This is a genomic window from Nocardia sp. NPDC050718 (genome assembly GCF_040654235.1).
Taxonomy (GTDB): domain Bacteria; phylum Actinomycetota; class Actinomycetes; order Mycobacteriales; family Mycobacteriaceae; genus Nocardia.
Genome location: NZ_JBFAHQ010000001.1, coordinates 149,258 through 166,344, shown reverse-complemented (window position 1 = coordinate 166,344; position 17,087 = coordinate 149,258). Strand labels below are relative to the sequence as shown.

Sequence of the window (17,087 nt, the reverse complement as noted above, 5' to 3'; positions counted from 1 at the left end):
GGGGAGAACGCGGCAGGTCGCCGCACACCGCGATCGCTCGTTCGTGCTCGAGAACGGCAGCGACAAGGAACTGCTGGCCGCCCATGTCCGTGGCGAGCCGCACGCCTTCGCCGAGCTGCTGCGCAGGCACAAGGACCATCTGTGGCAGACCGCGCTGCGCACCTCCTACAGCCGCGAGGACGCCGCCGATTCGCTCCAGGACGCGCTGCTGTCCGCGCATCGCACCGCGAGCTCGTTCCGGGCCGAGGCCGAGGTACGCAGCTGGCTGCACGCCATCGTCGTCAACGCCTGTCTGGACCGGATCCGCCGCAACAAGACCCGCCGCGCGATCTCCATCACACCCGAGACCATGCCCGAGGCGATCGAGCCGCGCGACGAGTTCGCCGAGTACGAACTGTCGGCCGTCGTCGGTGAGGCGCTGTTCACACTGCCGGAGGATCAGCGGCTCGCCCTGGTCATGGTCGAAATGGAAGGCCGCAGCGTGGCCGAAACCGCCGCCGCGCTCGGCGTGGCGGAGGGCACTATCAAGAGCCGATGCTCCCGAGCGCGCGTACGTTTGCAAGAACGTTTGGAATTTTTCCGGGATCCGGGGAACCGGATCTAGCCCGGATGCGTCATTAACAGTGACGAACAAGTCAGCGATGTAAATCCTGCGATCCGATATCGACAGAACAGGGGAGGTGCGAGGGTGTCTCGATCCGTGCCGCAGCCTCCGTTCCCGTCGGAACTGCTGGCCGATCTGCATGGCGACAACCTCGCGGCCGAACTGCGCGAGCAACTCCTGCCACAGGTCAGCGCCGACCCAGACGCGCTGCACTACCTGAACCAGCTCGACGAGGTGAACACGCACCTCCGCGCACTCGGCGCCGACGACCGGATCATGCACCGCATGCCCGACGACATCGCCGACCGCATGTTCCGATTCGTCGCCGATCTGGACGCCGACACGGGCGACGGACCGACAGACCGCTTGACAACAATTTCCCCGCCGGACGGACCGACCGATCGGCTGACGACCATCCCGCAAGCCCAGCCGGACGGCCCCACCGACCGGCTGTCGACGATGTCGATCCCGCTGCCCCCACCGCGGCCACCCGTCGACGCGCCGGTCTCGCTGGCGCGGTACCGATCCCGGCGCCGCGCGGGCTGGCTCGCCGCGGCGGCCGCCTCCGTCGCCGTCATCGCGGGTGTCGGCGCGGTCGTCACCACGATCGACACCACCGACGGCACCCCGACCGCGGCACCGTTCACCGAACCGGACATCCCGGGTGACGAGCTCACCACCGCCGCGGCGCTCAGCGCGCTCGGCAAGCGCGAGGTGACCGGCCCGCTGGCCGACGAGGCGGCACTGGCCCGCTGTGTCCAGGCCAACGGTGTCGACCGCACGGTGCTCGGTGCGTCGAGCATCACCTTCCGCGGTACCGACGCGGTGCTCGTGCTCGTCATCGGGCCCAAGCCGCCGACCATCACCGCGCTGGTCGTCGGCGCGGGCTGCACCACCGGGGCGCCCGAACAGCTAGCCCTGCGCGATATCGGCTGACACGGTGCTTCCCGGGCAGTCCCGCAACCCCGGGAACAACACCGTTTAGGCTGTTGTTGACCGACACGTCCCCAGCTTGTCTTTTCGGAAGGGCCCCATGAGCACGCCAGTTCGCGACCTGATCATCGTCGGCTCAGGACCCGCCGGTTACACGGCAGCCGTCTACGCCGCCCGCGCGGAACTGCAGCCGCTGGTCTTCGAAGGCACCCAGTTCGGTGGCGCCCTGATGACCACCACCGAGGTCGAGAACTTCCCCGGCTTCCGCGAGGGCATCATGGGCCCCGACCTGATGGAGCAGATGCGTGAGCAGGCCAAGCGTTTCGGCGCCGACCTGCGCACCGAGGACGTCGACGCGATCGACCTGTCCGGCCCCATCAAGAAGGTGACCGTCGGCGACGAGACCTTCGAGGCCTACGCCATCATCCTCGCGATGGGCTCGGCCGCCCGCTACCTGAACGTGCCGGGCGAGCAGGACCTGCTCGGCCGCGGCGTGAGCGCCTGCGCCACCTGCGACGGCTTCTTCTTCAAGGGCCAGGACATCGTGGTGGTCGGCGGCGGCGACTCGGCCATGGAGGAAGCGACCTTCCTCACCAAGTTCGCGGCCAGCGTCACCGTGGTGCACCGGCGCGAGGAGTTCCGCGCCTCGCGGATCATGCTCGAGCGCGCCAAGGCCAACGAGAAGATCAAGTTCCGGCTCAACGCCGAAGTGGTGAAGGTCAACGGCGAGACGAGCGTCACCAGCCTGACCCTGCGCGACACCCGCACCGGCGAGGAGTCCGAGCTCGCCGCGACCGGCCTGTTCGTCGCCATCGGCCACGACCCGCGCAGCGAGCTGGTCAAGGGCCAGGTCGCGCTCGACGGCGAGGGCTACGTGCAGGTCACCGATCCGGGTACCGCCACCGACGTGGCAGGCGTGTTCGCCGCGGGCGACCTGGTCGACCACACCTACCGCCAGGCGATCACCGCCGCGGGCACCGGCTGCCGCGCCGCGATCGACGCCGAGCGCTGGCTCGCCGAGCAGGGTGACATCACCGCCAACACCCTCGAGAACGCCGACGGCCCGGCAGCGGTGTCCACCAACTGATTTCGAGCACTTCGAGTTCCACCCCAGCAAGGAGTACAGCCATGGCCGAGAGCGCCAACACCATCACCGTCACCGACCAGTCCTTCGCCGATGACGTTCTGCTCAGCGAGAAGCCGGTGCTGGTCGACTTCTGGGCCGACTGGTGCGGTCCGTGCAAGATGGTCGCCCCCGTGCTGGAGGAGATCGCCGGCACCCACGCCGACAAGCTGACCATCGCCAAGCTCGACACCGAGGCCAACCCCGGCGCGGCGCGCGATTACCAGATCCTGTCCCTCCCGACGATGATCCTGTTCCAGGGCGGCAAGCCGGTGAAGCAGATCGTCGGCGCCAAGGGCAAGGCGGCACTGCTGCGCGAACTCGACGGTCTCATCTGACCTGCGGTCTGATAAAGCACCTCCTACCGGCCGACGCGCCGTAGGATGCCTGGACCCGGGATTCCCGTAATACGGCCCGGGTCTGAGACAATCGAGGCGACGCTCCGGCCGAAGGAAAGGGCTCTCAAGCATGCACCGACTTCGTCACGGCGATTCAGGACCAGCCGTAGCAGAGGTTCGGAGCACCCTCGCAAGCCTGGGCTTCCTGCATCCCCAGCACGGCGATTACTGGAAGGACACCGACGCGGAGTTCGACCGGCCGCTGGACTCGGCGGTGCGCGCGTTCCAGCAGCAACGCGGTCTGCTCGTCGACGGTGTGGTCGGTCCGGCCACCTACCGCGCGCTGAAGGAAGCCTCCTACCGCCTGGGTGCCCGCACACTGATCTACCAGCTGTCCGCGCCGCTCTACGGTGACGATGTCGCGACCCTGCAGCGCAAGCTGCAGGACCTCGGCTTCTACGTGCACCGGGTCGACGGCTACTTCGGCCCGCACACCCACGACGGTCTCAGCGCCTTCCAGCGCGAGATCGGGCTGTCCGCCGACGGCATCTGCGGTCCCGACACACTGCGCTCGCTGGATCTGCTCGGCGCGCGCGTCACCGGTGGCAACCCGCATCGCATCGCCGAGGAAGAGGTCGTGCACCGGGCGGGCCCGCAGCTCACCGGCAAGCGCATCGTCATCGATCCCGGGTTCGGCGGCGCCGACAAGGGTTTCGCGGTGCCGACCGAGTTCGGTGACGTCTTCGAGTCGGAGATCCTCTGGGATCTGGCCTCGCGGCTCGAGGGCCGGATGGCCGCCACCGGCATGGAGACGTTCCTGTCCCGGCCGTGGGGCGCCAACCCCACCGATGTCGAACGGGCCGATACGTCCAACGCCTTCGACGCCGACCTGATGATCTCGCTGCGCTGCGCCACCAGCGACAACCCGTCCGCGAAGGGCGTGGCCGGCTTCTACTTCGGCAACTCGCACGGCTCGGTCTCGATGATCGGCCAGGTGCTGGCCGGCTTCATCCAGCGCGAGGTCGTCGCCCGCACCTCGGTGCAGGACTGCCGGACCCATCAGCGCACCTGGGACCTGCTGCGGCTCACCAAGATGCCGACCGTGCAGGTCGACCTCGGCTACCTCACCAACGAGTACGACGCCTCGGTGCTCACCAACCCGCGCATGCGTGACGTGATCGCCGAAGCCATCCTCATCTCGGTGAAGCGGCTGTATCTGCTCGGCCAGGACGACCAGCCCACCGGCACCTACACCTTCGCCGAGCTGCTCGCCGAAGAGCTGGCCGCCGCGGACGCGGGCAACGTGCCCGCCCCGCGCGTCTGACAGACCCCCGAAACGACCAACGGCCCTGCGGTTTCCGCAGGGCCGTTGTCGTCTGTCCGCCTCAGAGCGCGCCGACGCGGGTGGGCGGCACCATCGACGCCGCCGCGAGAAGCTGGTCAAGGGCGCGCTCGACGTCTTCCTTCCAGCCGTGGTCGGAGTCGAGCTCCAGCCGCAGGCGGGGGAAACGGTGATGCGGGGCCACCACTTCGAAACCGACGTCGGCCAGGAAATCGGCGTCGATCATGCAGGTTTCGGGGGTGCACTGGGTCGCCGCCGCCGGATCGCGCAGCGGTGCCGCGATCCGTTCCATCAGCCGCATGGACGAGCCGAGCCCACGGTCGGCCAGCGAACTGGTCGATGGCCCGTTGCGAATGCCGAACGCCTCGATCGCGCGCACGCCACGACGCACCAGATCGGCCACCACGCCCTGAATCAGCCGGTGGGCTACATCGGCCTCCTCATAGGGGAATTCGGCCTGCAGCGTGGTCAGCAGGACCGCGTCCGGGCTCACGGGGGAGGTGGGGAACAGGGTCGACCGGGGGACCGCACTCGGGGGCGAGTACAGCGCGCAGCCGGCGATGTTGTTGTCGACATGCGCCAGCTGACCGCACGAGCCCCACTCGAGCATCACGGTCGAGAGCCAGGCCTCCTTCTCGAAGACCGGATCGCTGAAAGCATGGGAGTCGGCAGCGACGGCTGGATCGAGCTCCCAGAACACACACCGCCGGGTGTGCGCCGGGAGCTGATCGAGTCGATCGAGGGTCAATGCCGTGACGCTGGTCGACACCGCTCTGCTCAGCCTCCAGCTGTCCGATTCATCCACGCTCACGCCACATCACTATCCACAGTAATGCCGCCTCTTTCAATTATGTAGAAAGAATGGGAGTGCCCCGTCACAGTGACGTTTCAGGGCCGGGCTGCTCCATCAGCGCCACAATGCGCTCGAGGTCTTCGACGGAACCGAACTCGACAACGATCTTGCCTTTACGCTTTCCGAGGCTGACCGTGACCCGGGTGTCGTAGGAGCCCGACAGCCGTTCGGCCACTTCTTGCAGACCCGGCATGTGGATCGGCTTACGCTTCGGCGCCGGGGGAGCGACCTCCGAAGGGTTGCGGTTCGCCAGCGTCACCGCTTCCTCGGTGGCCCGGACCGACAATCCCTCGGCGACGATCCGCGCCGCCAACACTTCCTGCGCGTCGGCTCCGGCATCCAAGCCGAGCAGCGCCCTGGCATGTCCGGCCGAGAGCACCCCGGCCGCCACCCGACGCTGCACGGGGATCGGCAGCTTCAGCAGTCGGATCATATTCGTCACCACCGGCCGCGAACGGCCGATTCGCGAGGCCAATTCCTCGTGGGTGACATCGAATTCCTCGAGCAGCTGCTGATAGGCGGCCGCCTCTTCGAGCGGGTTCAGCTGCACGCGGTGGATGTTCTCCAGCAGCGCGTCGCGGAGCATCGAGCCGTCGGCGGTGTCGCGGATGATTGCCGGGATCGTCGCGAGGCCGGCTTCCTGGCACGCGCGCCACCGGCGCTCGCCCATGACCAACTGGAACTTGTCGACGCCCGGTTCGAGCCGCCGCACCACGATCGGCTGCATCAGGCCGAACTCGCGGATGGAGTGCACCAGCTCCGCCAGCGCCTCCTCCTCGAAGACCTGACGCGGCTGCTTGGGGTTCGGCTCGATCTGCTCGGCGGGCACCTCGCGGTAGACCGCGCCGCCGGGGGAGACGAGCTCTTCCTCCTCCGGTTCCGGTTCGGCATCCGGGACGCGATGCAGGAACGCCTCGGCCGGCTGCGGGCCGATCGGATTGATCCCGATCACGCTCGCCGCGGCACTACTGAGACCCGGCGCCGTCGCCGCCGGACCCGTCGGGATCAGTGCGGCCAAGCCGCGCCCGAGACCGCCCTTTTTCGCCTGACTCATCGGCTACCGATCCCTTCCTCGTTCCAACACACCACTACGACGCGTCCTGGCGCAGTTGGGCGCGGGCGGCGAGCTCGCGCCCCGCGTCCAGGTAGCTCATCGCACCGCGGGAGCCTGGATCATAATCGAGCACGGTCATTCCGTAGCCCGGCGCCTCCGAGACCTTCACGCTGCGCGGGATCATCGACTTGAGGACGACGTCGCCGAAGTGGTTGCGCACTTCCTCGGCCACCTGGTCGGCCAGCTTGGTGCGGCCGTCGTACATCGTCAGCAGCACGGTCGAGACGTGGAGTTGCGGGTTGAGGTGCGCCTGCACCAGCCCGATATTGCGGAGCAGCTGACCGACACCCTCCAGCGCGTAGTACTCGCACTGGATCGGGATCAGCACTTCCTTGGCCGCCACGAGCGCGTTCACCGTGAGCAGGCCGAGGGAGGGCGGGCAGTCGATCAGGACGTAGTCGATGTCGTATCCGGCGAGGGCCGCCTCGTGGATGGCGGTCTTCAATCGACCCTCGCGCGCGACCATCGAGACGAGTTCGATCTCGGCGCCGGCGAGGTCGATCGTCGCCGGGATGCACAGCAGCCGCTCGCCATGCGGGCTCTGCTGAATCGCGTCCTTGACCGACACCTCGCCGATGAGCAGTTCGTAGCTCGACGGCACCCCGGAGTGATGCGCGACGCCCAGCGCCGTACTCGCATTGCCCTGCGGATCGAGATCGACGACGAGAACCGTCATGCCCTGGTGCGCTAGCGCCGCAGCGAGATTGACCGTCGTCGTGGTCTTACCCACGCCGCCCTTCTGGTTCGCGATGGTGATGATCCGTTGCTCGCGGGGTTTCGGCACAGTGACCTTTCCTGGATGCAGAATCTGGCTGGCGCGTTGCGCTTCCGCCGCGATCGGGGTCTCGGCCGAGGAGATGTGCCCGAAAGGAGTGTTCCCGAACGTCTCCGCGTCGAAGTTGCTGGAATCCAGCATCCCCGGGACCCGCGACGCTGTTTCCCGTGAAACATTCGCCGGACCGCTCGACATAGACAGCTCCTAACCCGAGAAACTTCAGATCACGTTCTCCCGACCGAGCGTCGGCGCCGTGTCATCACAAACAAGATCGGCGGCGTCCGGCCACTGCCACGGTGGCTCCCGGCGCGCACGCCCGACTGTGAACAGCTTGCCAGCACTGCGACAGATAGGAAAGCTGAATCGCGGCACGCCGAGAAGGACACACCCAAGTTCGCGCAAATCGGTTTCCGGATCGATGTTTCACGGGAAACACGGGGGAGTGGTGGGCCGAAATCGGATGGCCGATCAGCCCTTCCAGCCCGCCACGCGACTTTGGGCGCGCCCGTCCGAACCGTCCTTGCGGTGATCACCACCGGGTACAGGTCCGCGGCGTGGCGCCGACTTTCCCCGTCTCCGCGGCACCGACTTCTCCCGTCTCCGTGGGCGCCGACTTTCCCCATCTCCGCAGTACCGACTTTCTCGCTCCCACGGCACCGACTTTCTCGCTCCCTCAGCACCGACCTTCCCCGCTCCCGCAGCGGCGGAATTCCCCACTCCCGAGTCAGCGGCGTGGCACGACGCCCGGCCGGTGTGACAGCACCTCACCGCGGCCCCTCGGCGCTGGCCGCAGTGAGGCACTTGCTAGCCGGCGTAGAGAGATCGGCACGATCGCGCCGGTTGTGGCTGATCTCCCAGCACCTGACCGAGCCGCATCGCAGCGCGAGATCACGCTGGGGCGGCTTCGTCACGTACCACGTCGAGACGCTCGAATGTCCGTCCACCGCACAAGAACCGCGACGGTCCCCGCCACCGAACTTTCGTGCCGCATCCACGCCGTGCCCCGTGGGGAAGGTCGGCGACGCTCTCCGCAGCGCTGGCATGCGCGTCCGAAATCCGTCGACGCCACCGGACAACCAGAACAGGCCAAGTCCTGAAACCTCGATGCGGTCTTCTGAATACCGACCGCCAACGGTCCGTCCAACCGAACGATCCGCCCGCCTTCAGACAGGCCGCGCACGGTGACCACCCTCGCAGACCGAACCGACACCGTCACCGGCTCGCAGACCCGACCACCACGGCGAGACTCATTGCGCGACTGCCGTGCTGGATGATCCCAGCCACGTCCTCGGAACCGACCGCCGGATGTCACCACGAGACGTCCTCGACCGCCTCGTCCGCCACCAAGCGGAAGCCCGTTCAGCGACGGCAGGCACATGCCTCCTCCCGGCCCCGGTCCCGTGCACTCTCCTTGCCACCACCGCGGCACTGCTCGACGGCGGAGTGGCGAACCAGCCGTCCATGCCGCAGTGGCGAACCAGCCGTTCGCACCGAAGTGGCGAGCCAGCCACCCACGCCAGAGCGCCGAGCCTGTCGCCGCGGCGAAACGGCGAGCCACCCGTTCGCAGCGGAGCGTCGAGTCACCCGGCCACGCCGGAGCGTCGAGTCACCCGGCCACGCCGGAGCGTCGAGTCACCCGGCCACGCCGGAACGCCGAGCCAGCCGTCCACACCAGAGCGCCGAGTCACCCGGCACGCCGGAACGCCGAGCCAGCCGTCCACACCAGAGCGCCGAGTCACCCGTCCACACCAGAGCGCCGAGCCACCCGGCCACACCAGAGCGCCGAGCCACCCGGCCACACCAGAGCGCCGAGCCAGCCGTCCACACCAGAGCGCCGAGCCAGCCGATCACACCGGAATGCCGAGCCTGCCGCCGCGGCGAAGCGGCGAGCCACCCGTCCACACCGGAGCGGCAAGTCAGCCGTCCACACCGGAACGCCGAGCCTGTCACCGTGGCGAAGCGGCGAGCCACCCGCCGCGGCGAAGTGGCGAACCACCCGTTCGCGGTTTAGCAGCGAGCCAGCCGCCCGCGCCAGAGCGCAGAGCCACCCGTTCACGCCGGAGCACCGAGCCAGCGGCCCACGGTGAAGCGGCGAGCCAACTGTCCGCGGCAGAGCGGCGAGCCGCGCGCTGTCACCACCTGACTGGTCGACCGGCTGACCGCACTGCTGGGGACTGCGCCCACCTACTGCTCGACTCCTCGATCAACGACAGTCCGCGTGGCCGACCGCGAGTCGTGCGGTCCACCGGCGACGGTCGTCCACGGCGACTTCCAGGTCGACCATTGCCCGGCGGCGGGGGAGTGGATCACCGTCCTCGACCTTGCCGACGCGCATCATCATCACCCTGCGATCGACGGACTCCGCCTCATGAACTTCCCCTCGGTCGATCTCGCCCGTCGCTCCCGGACCGCACGGATCGGCTCGCCGCCCTCTGCTTCGCGACATGCTTCACGGGCACCCTGCGATCGACGGACTCCGTGCGATCTCGCAGTCGGCCGATCGCGCCCTCCGCTCCAGAGACGGGGAGATCGGTGCGTGACAGCACCCGACCGCTAGGCCGAGAAGCGATTCGCTGTCAGATCCCGGGCAGCGATTGCCCCCGCGCTCGCCGTGCCGAGCCGTCCGCGCTGCCGCGCCTTGCCACCACCGGACCATTGCCACCGCCGAGCCGTCCGTGCCGCCGAGCTATGCCGCTCTGAAGCCGAGCCGTTCGCGCCACCGAGCTACGCCGCTCTGGCGCCGAGTCGTCCGTACTGCCGCACCATTGCCACCGCCGAGCCGTTCGCGCCGCCGAGCAAGGCTCACCCGTGCCAAGAATTCCTGAGCGAGATCGAGTCGCGTGAGCGGATTGGTCGCTGACACGATCCGACCGAAAGCATCCGGTGGATGATTGCCCAGGCCGACCGGCGAGAATCGCGACCCGCGTGTTCCACGTGAAACAGTTCAGCAGGGGCGGTTTGCGGCACGCCGTCGCAACCATCGAATTTCGACCCGATCCGGCCCCAGGCAACGACCCTCAGCCACTTTCGTCACGTTACGAAACGTGAACTAGCGCTTCCGCGACTTCTTCTCCGCACCCGCGACTTTTCGCCCACTCCGACGGGTCGGGCGCTCGGCGCGGGGGAGCAGTTCGGCACTGATCACCAGGGTCGGCACCTCCACGATGCCGGCGCCGCATCCGACCACCCGGAGATCGGTGGCACCGTCGCGGATCAGTTCGGCACCGTCGCGCTCGAGTTCCTCGGCGGCACTCGTGCCCTTGAGTGCGAGCATCCGACCGTGGTCGCGGAGGAGGGGGAGGGACCAGTGCGCGAGCTTCGCGAGCGGCGCGACCGCGCGCGAGGTGACGACGTCCGCACCGCCGGCTTCCTTGATGACGCCGGACTGCTCGGCGCGCCCACGAACCACGGTGACGTTCTTGAGCCCGACCTCCTCGGTGAACTCACCCAGAAACACGGTGCGCCGCAGCAGCGGCTCGACGAGGGTGATGCGGAGGTCCGGCCGGGCGATGGCCAAGGGGATGCCGGGGAGTCCGGCGCCGCTGCCGACATCGACCACGGACGCGCCCTCTTCGATCAGCTCGCCGACCACGGCGCAGTTGAGGATGTGGCGCTCCCAGAGGCGGGGGACTTCGCGCGGGCCGATGAGGCCGCGCTCCACGCCGGCGGTGGCCAGCGCCGCGCAGTAGCGGCGGGCGAGGTCCAGGCGGTCGCCGAACACCCGCGCGGCAGCGGCGGGCGGTTCCAGCTCGGCGGACAGCGCACCCAGTTCGAGTTCCACGTGAAACATCCTTCCGAGTGGTGGTCGATCGCAATAGGGCATGAATAAGGCCCCCGGTCCGAGACCGGAGGCCCTATCACACCAAACGTGGTCGCGGCGGAATCAGCCTACTCGGGCACTACCACCACATGACGATTCGGCTCGACACCTTCGCTCTCGCTCGCCACGCCGTCGATATCGGCGACGGCGTCGTGGACGATCTTGCGCTCGAACGGGGTCATCGCCGACAGCGCCTCGGGCTTGCCCGACTCGAGCACCCGCTTCGCCGCGGCGACACCGAGCTCGCTCAGATCGGTGCGACGCTGCGCGCGCCAGCCGGCCACATCGAGCATCAGGCGGCTGCGGACGCCGGTCGCCTGCTGCACGGCCAGGCGGGTCAGCTCCTGCAGCGCGTCGAGAACTTCGCCGTTGCGGCCGACGAGCTTGGTCAGATCGCGGCCACCATCGATGCTCACGACGGCGCGGTCACCCTCGACATCGAGGTCGATATCGCCGTCGAAGTCGAGCACATCCAGCAGCTGCTCGAGGTAGTCGCCCGCGATCTCGCCCTCTTCGATCAACGCTTCTTCGGCGTCGTTCACGACGTCAACAGTCGTCGCCACAGTGGCGTCCCCTCCGTCGGTCTCGGTCTCAACAGTCATTGGATTCCTCTATCCGATCGCCACTCAGCGCTTACGCTTCTGGTTCGCGCGGCCGCGGTTACCCGGCCGCTTCTGGCCGCCCGGCCTGCGCTGGCCGCCACCCTGCTTGGCGGTCTGCTTGGCGGTGCCGTTGGTCGAGGCGGTGCCGTTGGTCGACGACTCGTCGGCTGCGGCGTCCTGCGGACGCTTTCGGACGTCGACCGGCTTGGCGCCGGGCTTCGGCGCGTTCTGCGCCCGCTGCTCCAGCTTCTTCGCCTTCTTCTCTTCCTCTTCCTTCTCCATGCGGCCGAACACCAGGTGCTGCTGACCGTAGGTCCAGATGTTGTTCGCCACCCAGTAGATCAAGATGCCGATCATCAGGAAGGGGCCACCGACGAGCACGCCGAGCGGGAAGACCCACAGCGACAGCTTGTTCATGATCGCGGCCTGCGGGTTCGCGGCGGCTTCCGGCGTCTGACGCTCGACGGAGGCGCGGGCGTTGAAGTGCGTCGCCAGACCGGCGATCACCATCAGCGGGATCGCGACGAGGGCGATGGTGAGCTTGGTCGGGGTGCCGCCCCACTCGGCGAAGGCTTCCAGCTCGCTCTGCGGCATCGTGATGAACGACGCGATCGGCGCACCGAAGATGCGGGCGCTCAGGAACGACTGGACGTCGGCGGCGGAGAAGATGTAGTTCGGGGTGTGCGCGTTGTCGTACGCGGACATACCCAGCTGGCCGAAGCCGTGGCCGGTGCGGTTGAACGAACGGAGCACGTGGAAGAGACCGAGGAACACGGGCACCTGCACGAGCACCGGCAGACAGCCCATCAGCGGGTTGAAGCCGTGTTCCTTCTGCAGCTTCTGCATCTCCCGCGCCATGGTCTCGCGGTCGTTCTTGTACTTCTTCTGCAGCTCCTTGATCTGGGGCTGCAGCTCCTGCATCTGCTTGGTGGTGCGCACCTGCTTCACGAACGGCTTGTAGAGCACGAGCCGCAGCGTGAAGACCAGGAAGACGATGGCGAGGCTCCAGGCGAGCCCGCTGTCGGCTCCGAACACGAAGCCGAAGGCTTTGTGCCAGAACCACAGAATCGCGGATACCGGCCAATAGATGATGTCGAGCACGGCTCTAGGTACTCCCGTCGTTCGTATCGCCGATCAGCGCGGGCGATGACTTTGTGCAGGCATTCGACCCGCGCTCTGGCACGGGATCCCACCCTCCAGGGTGCCAGGGCGCGCATTTCGCGAGGCGCACGACCGTCAGTGCCGATCCGACGAACAGCCCGCGCGTGCGCAGGGCGGTCACCGCGTATTCACTGCAGGTGGGAGTGAACCGGCAGATCGGCATCCGGGTGGGGGAGACATAGGTCCGGTACAGCTCGATCAGAAAGATCAGCGTGTTCGCGGGTAGCCGGGTGAGGGTCCTCATCGCCGCTCACCGGCCGGGGTGCGACCGAGCGCGGGCTCCGGTGCACTACGCAAACCGAGCTTGCGTAGTCCGGTGCGCAGCTGGCGCAGCAACTCGGCGGAGTCGGCGGTGGCCGCACCGGGCAGCGCCCGGATCACGACATCGGTACCGGCCGGCACTTCGTCGACGATCTGGGCGCACATATGACGCAGGCGGCGGGCCACCCGGTGGCGAACCACCGCGTTACCCACCGCCTTGCTCACAATCAGCCCGAACCGCGGACCGCCTACCCGGATCAGGGAATCGACGTCGGCGACATCGTCGTACGTGTGCGTGAACGCGTGTACGACGAGATCTCGCCTCCCGATTCGCTGACCGCGGCGCACCGTGCGGGAGAATTCGGCACGGTGGTGCAACCGATACGGCTCAGGCAACACCCGAGCGTCCGACTACGCGCGATCAGGCAGTCAGTTCGGCACGGCCCTTACGGCGACGCGCCGAAACGATGGCGCGACCCGCACGGGTGCGCATCCGGAGGCGGAAGCCGTGCACGCGCGCCCGACGACGGTTGTTCGGCTGGAACGTCCGCTTGCCCTTGGCCACGGTCAACACTCCTCGAGTTGGTGGGCACCGTTCGGCGCCCGAAGTCTGTTCAATGATTCGGATGTCTGCGCAGCGGACCGCGGTCTACACGCAGAAAGCCTTGGCGATCGACGTGCAGCACACAGCCGCCACCGCGCCAAGGGGTGACTGTACGAGGGTACTGATACCGCTACGCAGGGTCAAACTCGGCCCCCAAAGCACGTGCGCCAGGCACGATGTCCAGATTACCGGACCCCGGCGCGGCACCTCGTGCTGGGCCGACCTGGGGCGACACGCCCGGGGAGCACTGACGCATCGGCCGACTTTTCGTGAGTTCGTCCACACCTCTGGCCTTCTGCGGCGGCTACCGCTAACCTCTGTAGCCGGGGGATTGCTGAAGAACCGCAGGTCCAGCCCCATTCACTGCCACACGCTGGCAGATTCCCTCTATCCCCAGGTTTGTCCACATCTGTGGATAATTGTGTGGAAAGACGGCCGGAGTGGCATATTCGTAGGGCCGACGGTGCCCGCGCCGCAGTCCGGATTCTGGGACCGCACGGCGTTCGAACCGGCTTCGGTTGTACGCAGGATCACTGGATTCCACCTGTTCACAGGTGGTTACCTGCGTGCGCCCGGCCGTGGGCCCCAACAAACCGGTCCGGGGAGGACGCTGTATGGACGACGAGCAGAATGTGCTGGCCACAGTATGGCCAGAGGTGGTTGCCGAGCTCACCACCGGCTCGGCCGACGGCGCCATCCCCGCGGTCAGTCGCGCGCAGCAGGCCTGGCTGAAGCTGGTCAAACCGCTCACCGTCGCCCAGGGCTTCGCGTTGCTGTCGGTTCCGTCCTCGCTGGCGCAGGAGGCGATCGAACGCGATCTGCGCGAGCCGATCCTGCGCTCGCTGGGTCGCCGGCTCGGTCCGCAGGTCGAGGGATTGGGTGTGCGCATCGCCGCGCCGAGCCCGGCCGCGGGGGAGCGGGCGGGCAGCTCGCCCCGGCACGCCAGGATGACCAGCCGACCGGAACGCCCGCGCGAGCAGGTGCGCCCGCCGACCGGCTACCCCGGCCCCGATTTCAGTGTTCCCGACTACGCCGCGCGCGGTGAGTACGGCCGCCCCCGCTACGGCGCGGGCGAGTACCCCGCGGGCAACGGCGAGTACGGCGGTGACTATCCGGGTGGGCAGGAGTATCCGCCCACCGGGGAGTACGGCAGCGGCTACGGCGGCCGCGAGTACCCCGCGCAGCCGGGTGAGTACGGCGGCGAGCGGCCCGACTACGCCGGTCATCGCGAGTACCAGGCCGAGCCGGAGTACCGCCAGCCCGAACCGGAGTACTCCGCGCAGCCGGACTACCAGCAGCAGCCCGAGTATCCGCAGCAGGCGGACTACGCGCCGACGCCGGAATACGGCCAGGCCCCGGAGTTCCAGCCCGAGCGCCCCGAGTTCCCCGGCACCGATTTCGAACCGACCGCGGTCTATCGGGTGCCCGACTTCGCCAACGGCGAGTTCGGCGGACGCGGGGAGTTTCCCGGCGGCCGCCCCGAGCAGCGGCAGGCCGAGTCCGCGCCGCCCGCCCGGCGGGAGCAGTCCGGTCCGACCCGGCGTGAGCACATCCCGCCGGGCCAGGAGTCGCTGTTCACCCCGGATCCGCCGCCGCAGCGCGCGCCGAGCCGGAGCCGTGGTCCGCAGCCGGAGGAGCCGATCGCCGCGCGGGCCGAGGAAGCCCCCGCCGAGGTCGCGCCGGAACCGCTGCGGCCCGGGACGCCCGGTGCCGAGCCCGCCGACGACGAGCCGGTGGTCGACGCGCGCAACAACTGGCCGACGTACTTCAACAAGTCGCCCGAGGCCCCGCCGCAGGCGTCGTCCTCGGCGAGCCTGAACGCCAAGTACACGTTCGAGACGTTCGTCATCGGCGCGTCCAACCGGTTCGCGCACGCCGCCGCGGTCGCCATCGCGGAAGCGCCGGCCCGGGCCTACAACCCGCTGTTCGTGTGGGGTGCCTCGGGTCTGGGCAAGACCCATCTGCTGCACGCGGCCGGGCACTACGCGCAGCGGCTGTTCCCCGGCATGCGGGTGAAGTACGTCTCCACCGAGGAGTTCACCAACGACTTCATCAACAGCCTGCGCGACGACCGCAAGGTCGCGTTCAAGCGGCGCTACCGCGAGACCGACATCCTGCTGGTCGACGACATCCAGTTCATCGAGGGCAAGGAAGGCATCCAGGAGGAGTTCTTCCACACCTTCAACACCCTGCACAACGCGAACAAGCAGATCGTCGTCTCCTCCGACCGCCCGCCCAAGCAGCTGGCGACGCTGGAGGAGCGGCTGCGGACCCGCTTCGAGTGGGGCCTGATCACCGATGTGCAGCCGCCCGAACTGGAGACCCGCATCGCGATCCTCCGCAAGAAGGCGCGGATGGATCGGCTCGATGTGCCGCACGACGTGCTCGAGCTGATCGCCAGCCGGGTGGAGCGCAACATCCGTGAGCTCGAGGGCGCGCTGATCCGGGTGACGGCCTTCGCCTCGCTCAACGGACAGCCGCTGGATCTCTCGCTGGCCGAGGTCGTGCTGCGCGATCTCATGCCCGACACCGCGGCACTGGAGATCAACGCGGCGACGATCATGGCCGTCACCGCCGAGTACTTCAACACCACGCTGGAGGAACTGACCGGGCCCGGCAAGGCCAGGCCGCTCGCGCAGGCCCGCCAGATCGCGATGTACCTGTGCCGCGAGCTCACCGATCTGTCGCTGCCCAAGATCGGGCAGGCGTTCGGTCGCGACCACACGACGGTGATGTACGCGGAGAAGAAAGTGCGCAAGGAGATGACCGAGCGCCGCCGCGTCTACGACCAGGTGCAAGAACTCACAGCCCGGATCAAACAGCGCTCGCGCTGATTTCATCCACACCCTCGAACACCGCCCTGACCTGGGGCGGTGTTCTTTTTTGCCCTGTGGATTCCTCGAGGAATCCCTGTGGAGTCCTCGAGGAATCCTCGAGTAGTGCACCGGTTGGCGCACAGGGGCTGGGGAGCGAGCTGGGGGTGTTCACTCACAGGAAGTTGTCCACATCGTCCACAGCCGGATTCACTCACACCTCCACGGTCCCTCCGACCTGCGACGTCGGCGGATCGGCCCTGTGGATTCCTCGAGGAATCCGTGTGGAGTCCTCGAGGAATCCACCTGGTTGCCACCACCCTGCCCCCGCGTGTGAACAACAGGGTGAATCCGGTGGAACAACTCGAGGACTACTCGAGGATGGAAATGGGACAACTTCGGGAGTCCACAGACGCCCCCGGTTCATCCTCGAGACACCCCACGGCCATCCCCATCCCGACGTGCGCTCTGACCTGCGGATTCGGTCGAAGTCCACAGATTCCACAGTGCCTACTACTACTTCAGTTCTCTTTCTTGAAGAGATCTCTTCAAAACAGGGTGTGTGGAAAGTCGGTCGGGGAGGCTCGGCTCGGTCGGTGCTCCACTCACAAGCGGCAAGGAGGAGAGGGATGGGTAGGGAGGGCTCGATCGGCTGGGAGGGTCGATGCGGACTTCCCGCGATGCCCGGGTACCGTTTGGTTGTCGGCTTGTTGTGCGAGACTCAGTGCGCGGCCGACGCAGCAC

15 protein-coding genes are annotated in these 17,087 nt (G+C 67.9%); 6 read left to right on the top strand and 9 right to left on the bottom strand.

The features are described from left to right. Positions 1-43: 43 nt before the first annotated feature. From sigM to AB0H54_RS00765, 5 genes are all read left to right on the top strand, one after another. Positions 44-604, top strand: coding sequence for an RNA polymerase sigma factor SigM (gene sigM, locus AB0H54_RS00785; protein WP_357341876.1), 561 nt, complete (start codon positions 44-46; stop codon positions 602-604). Between the two features lie 96 nt (positions 605-700). Then, on the top strand, positions 701-1,540 hold the full coding sequence (locus AB0H54_RS00780) for a hypothetical protein (RefSeq protein ID WP_357341874.1): 840 nt from the start codon (positions 701-703) through the stop codon (positions 1,538-1,540). A 97-nt stretch (positions 1,541-1,637) separates the two neighbouring features. After that, positions 1,638-2,624 (top strand): thioredoxin-disulfide reductase, encoded by a 987-nt coding sequence (trxB, locus tag AB0H54_RS00775; RefSeq protein ID WP_355275326.1) that lies wholly within the window; start codon positions 1,638-1,640, stop codon positions 2,622-2,624. Between the two features lie 41 nt (positions 2,625-2,665). Beyond that, positions 2,666-2,998 (top strand): thioredoxin, encoded by a 333-nt coding sequence (trxA, locus tag AB0H54_RS00770; RefSeq protein ID WP_019050115.1) that lies wholly within the window; start codon positions 2,666-2,668, stop codon positions 2,996-2,998. A 130-nt stretch (positions 2,999-3,128) separates the two neighbouring features. Next, complete coding sequence (locus tag AB0H54_RS00765; protein WP_355275328.1) at positions 3,129-4,322, top strand: N-acetylmuramoyl-L-alanine amidase; 1,194 nt, start codon at positions 3,129-3,131, stop codon at positions 4,320-4,322. A 61-nt stretch (positions 4,323-4,383) separates the two neighbouring features. On the opposite strand, the gene AB0H54_RS00760 is transcribed toward AB0H54_RS00765, so the two are convergent. The 9 genes from AB0H54_RS00760 to rpmH all read right to left on the bottom strand — a co-directional run bounded on the left by AB0H54_RS00760 (position 4,384) and on the right by rpmH (position 13,491). Next, positions 4,384-5,109, bottom strand: a complete 726-nt coding sequence (locus AB0H54_RS00760) for a GNAT family N-acetyltransferase (protein ID WP_357344128.1) — start codon at positions 5,107-5,109, stop codon at positions 4,384-4,386. A 106-nt stretch (positions 5,110-5,215) separates the two neighbouring features. Further along, a complete protein-coding gene (locus AB0H54_RS00755) occupies positions 5,216-6,247 on the bottom strand; it encodes a ParB/RepB/Spo0J family partition protein (RefSeq protein ID WP_357341873.1) in 1,032 nt (343 codons plus the stop codon). 34 nt (positions 6,248-6,281) lie between these two features. Beyond that, positions 6,282-7,277 (bottom strand): ParA family protein, encoded by a 996-nt coding sequence (locus AB0H54_RS00750; RefSeq protein ID WP_357341872.1) that lies wholly within the window; start codon positions 7,275-7,277, stop codon positions 6,282-6,284. A gap of 2,854 nt (positions 7,278-10,131) precedes the next feature. After that, positions 10,132-10,872: a 16S rRNA (guanine(527)-N(7))-methyltransferase RsmG gene (rsmG, locus tag AB0H54_RS00745; protein WP_357341871.1), complete on the bottom strand. Its 741-nt coding sequence runs from the start codon at positions 10,870-10,872 to the stop codon at positions 10,132-10,134. A 98-nt stretch (positions 10,873-10,970) separates the two neighbouring features. Continuing rightward, positions 10,971-11,504 carry a protein jag gene (locus AB0H54_RS00740; protein ID WP_218722267.1) on the bottom strand — a complete coding sequence of 178 codons (534 nt, stop codon included), beginning with the start codon at positions 11,502-11,504 and terminating at the stop codon, positions 10,971-10,973. 24 nt (positions 11,505-11,528) lie between these two features. Then, on the bottom strand, positions 11,529-12,605 hold the full coding sequence (yidC, locus tag AB0H54_RS00735) for a membrane protein insertase YidC (protein WP_355275337.1): 1,077 nt from the start codon (positions 12,603-12,605) through the stop codon (positions 11,529-11,531). Between the two features lie 4 nt (positions 12,606-12,609). Then, the gene (yidD, locus tag AB0H54_RS00730; protein WP_355275339.1) at positions 12,610-12,909 is read right to left on the bottom strand and encodes a membrane protein insertion efficiency factor YidD; all 300 of its coding nucleotides are present in this window, start codon (positions 12,907-12,909) and stop codon (positions 12,610-12,612) included. Then, complete coding sequence (rnpA, locus tag AB0H54_RS00725) at positions 12,906-13,325, bottom strand: ribonuclease P protein component (protein WP_357341870.1); 420 nt, start codon at positions 13,323-13,325, stop codon at positions 12,906-12,908. Before rnpA ends, yidD begins: the two co-directional genes overlap by 4 nt. Before the next feature lie 22 nt (positions 13,326-13,347). Then, on the bottom strand, positions 13,348-13,491 hold the full coding sequence (rpmH, locus tag AB0H54_RS00720) for a 50S ribosomal protein L34 (RefSeq protein WP_005516618.1): 144 nt from the start codon (positions 13,489-13,491) through the stop codon (positions 13,348-13,350). A gap of 653 nt (positions 13,492-14,144) precedes the next feature. On the opposite strand from rpmH, the gene dnaA reads away from it, so the two are divergent. After that, a complete protein-coding gene (dnaA, locus tag AB0H54_RS00715) occupies positions 14,145-16,364 on the top strand; it encodes a chromosomal replication initiator protein DnaA (RefSeq protein ID WP_357341869.1) in 2,220 nt (739 codons plus the stop codon). Positions 16,365-17,087 lie beyond the last annotated feature (723 nt).

Bases quoted from the DNA above. Each gene is read 5' to 3' on its own strand.
- AB0H54_RS00750 (WP_357341872.1), bottom strand. From the start codon at position 7,277: ATGTCGAGCGGTCCGGCGAATGTTTCACGGGAAACAGCGTCGCGGGTC.
- AB0H54_RS00755 (WP_357341873.1), bottom strand. From the start codon at position 6,247: ATGAGTCAGGCGAAAAAGGGCGGTCTCGGGCGCGGCTTGGCCGCACTG.
- yidD (WP_355275339.1), bottom strand. From the start codon at position 12,909: ATGAGGACCCTCACCCGGCTACCCGCGAACACGCTGATCTTTCTGATC.
- trxA (WP_019050115.1), top strand. From the start codon at position 2,666: ATGGCCGAGAGCGCCAACACCATCACCGTCACCGACCAGTCCTTCGCC.
- AB0H54_RS00765 (WP_355275328.1), top strand. From the start codon at position 3,129: ATGCACCGACTTCGTCACGGCGATTCAGGACCAGCCGTAGCAGAGGTT.
- dnaA (WP_357341869.1), top strand. From the start codon at position 14,145: ATGGACGACGAGCAGAATGTGCTGGCCACAGTATGGCCAGAGGTGGTT.
- rsmG (WP_357341871.1), bottom strand. From the start codon at position 10,872: ATGTTTCACGTGGAACTCGAACTGGGTGCGCTGTCCGCCGAGCTGGAA.
- AB0H54_RS00740 (WP_218722267.1), bottom strand. From the start codon at position 11,504: ATGACTGTTGAGACCGAGACCGACGGAGGGGACGCCACTGTGGCGACG.
- trxB (WP_355275326.1), top strand. From the start codon at position 1,638: ATGAGCACGCCAGTTCGCGACCTGATCATCGTCGGCTCAGGACCCGCC.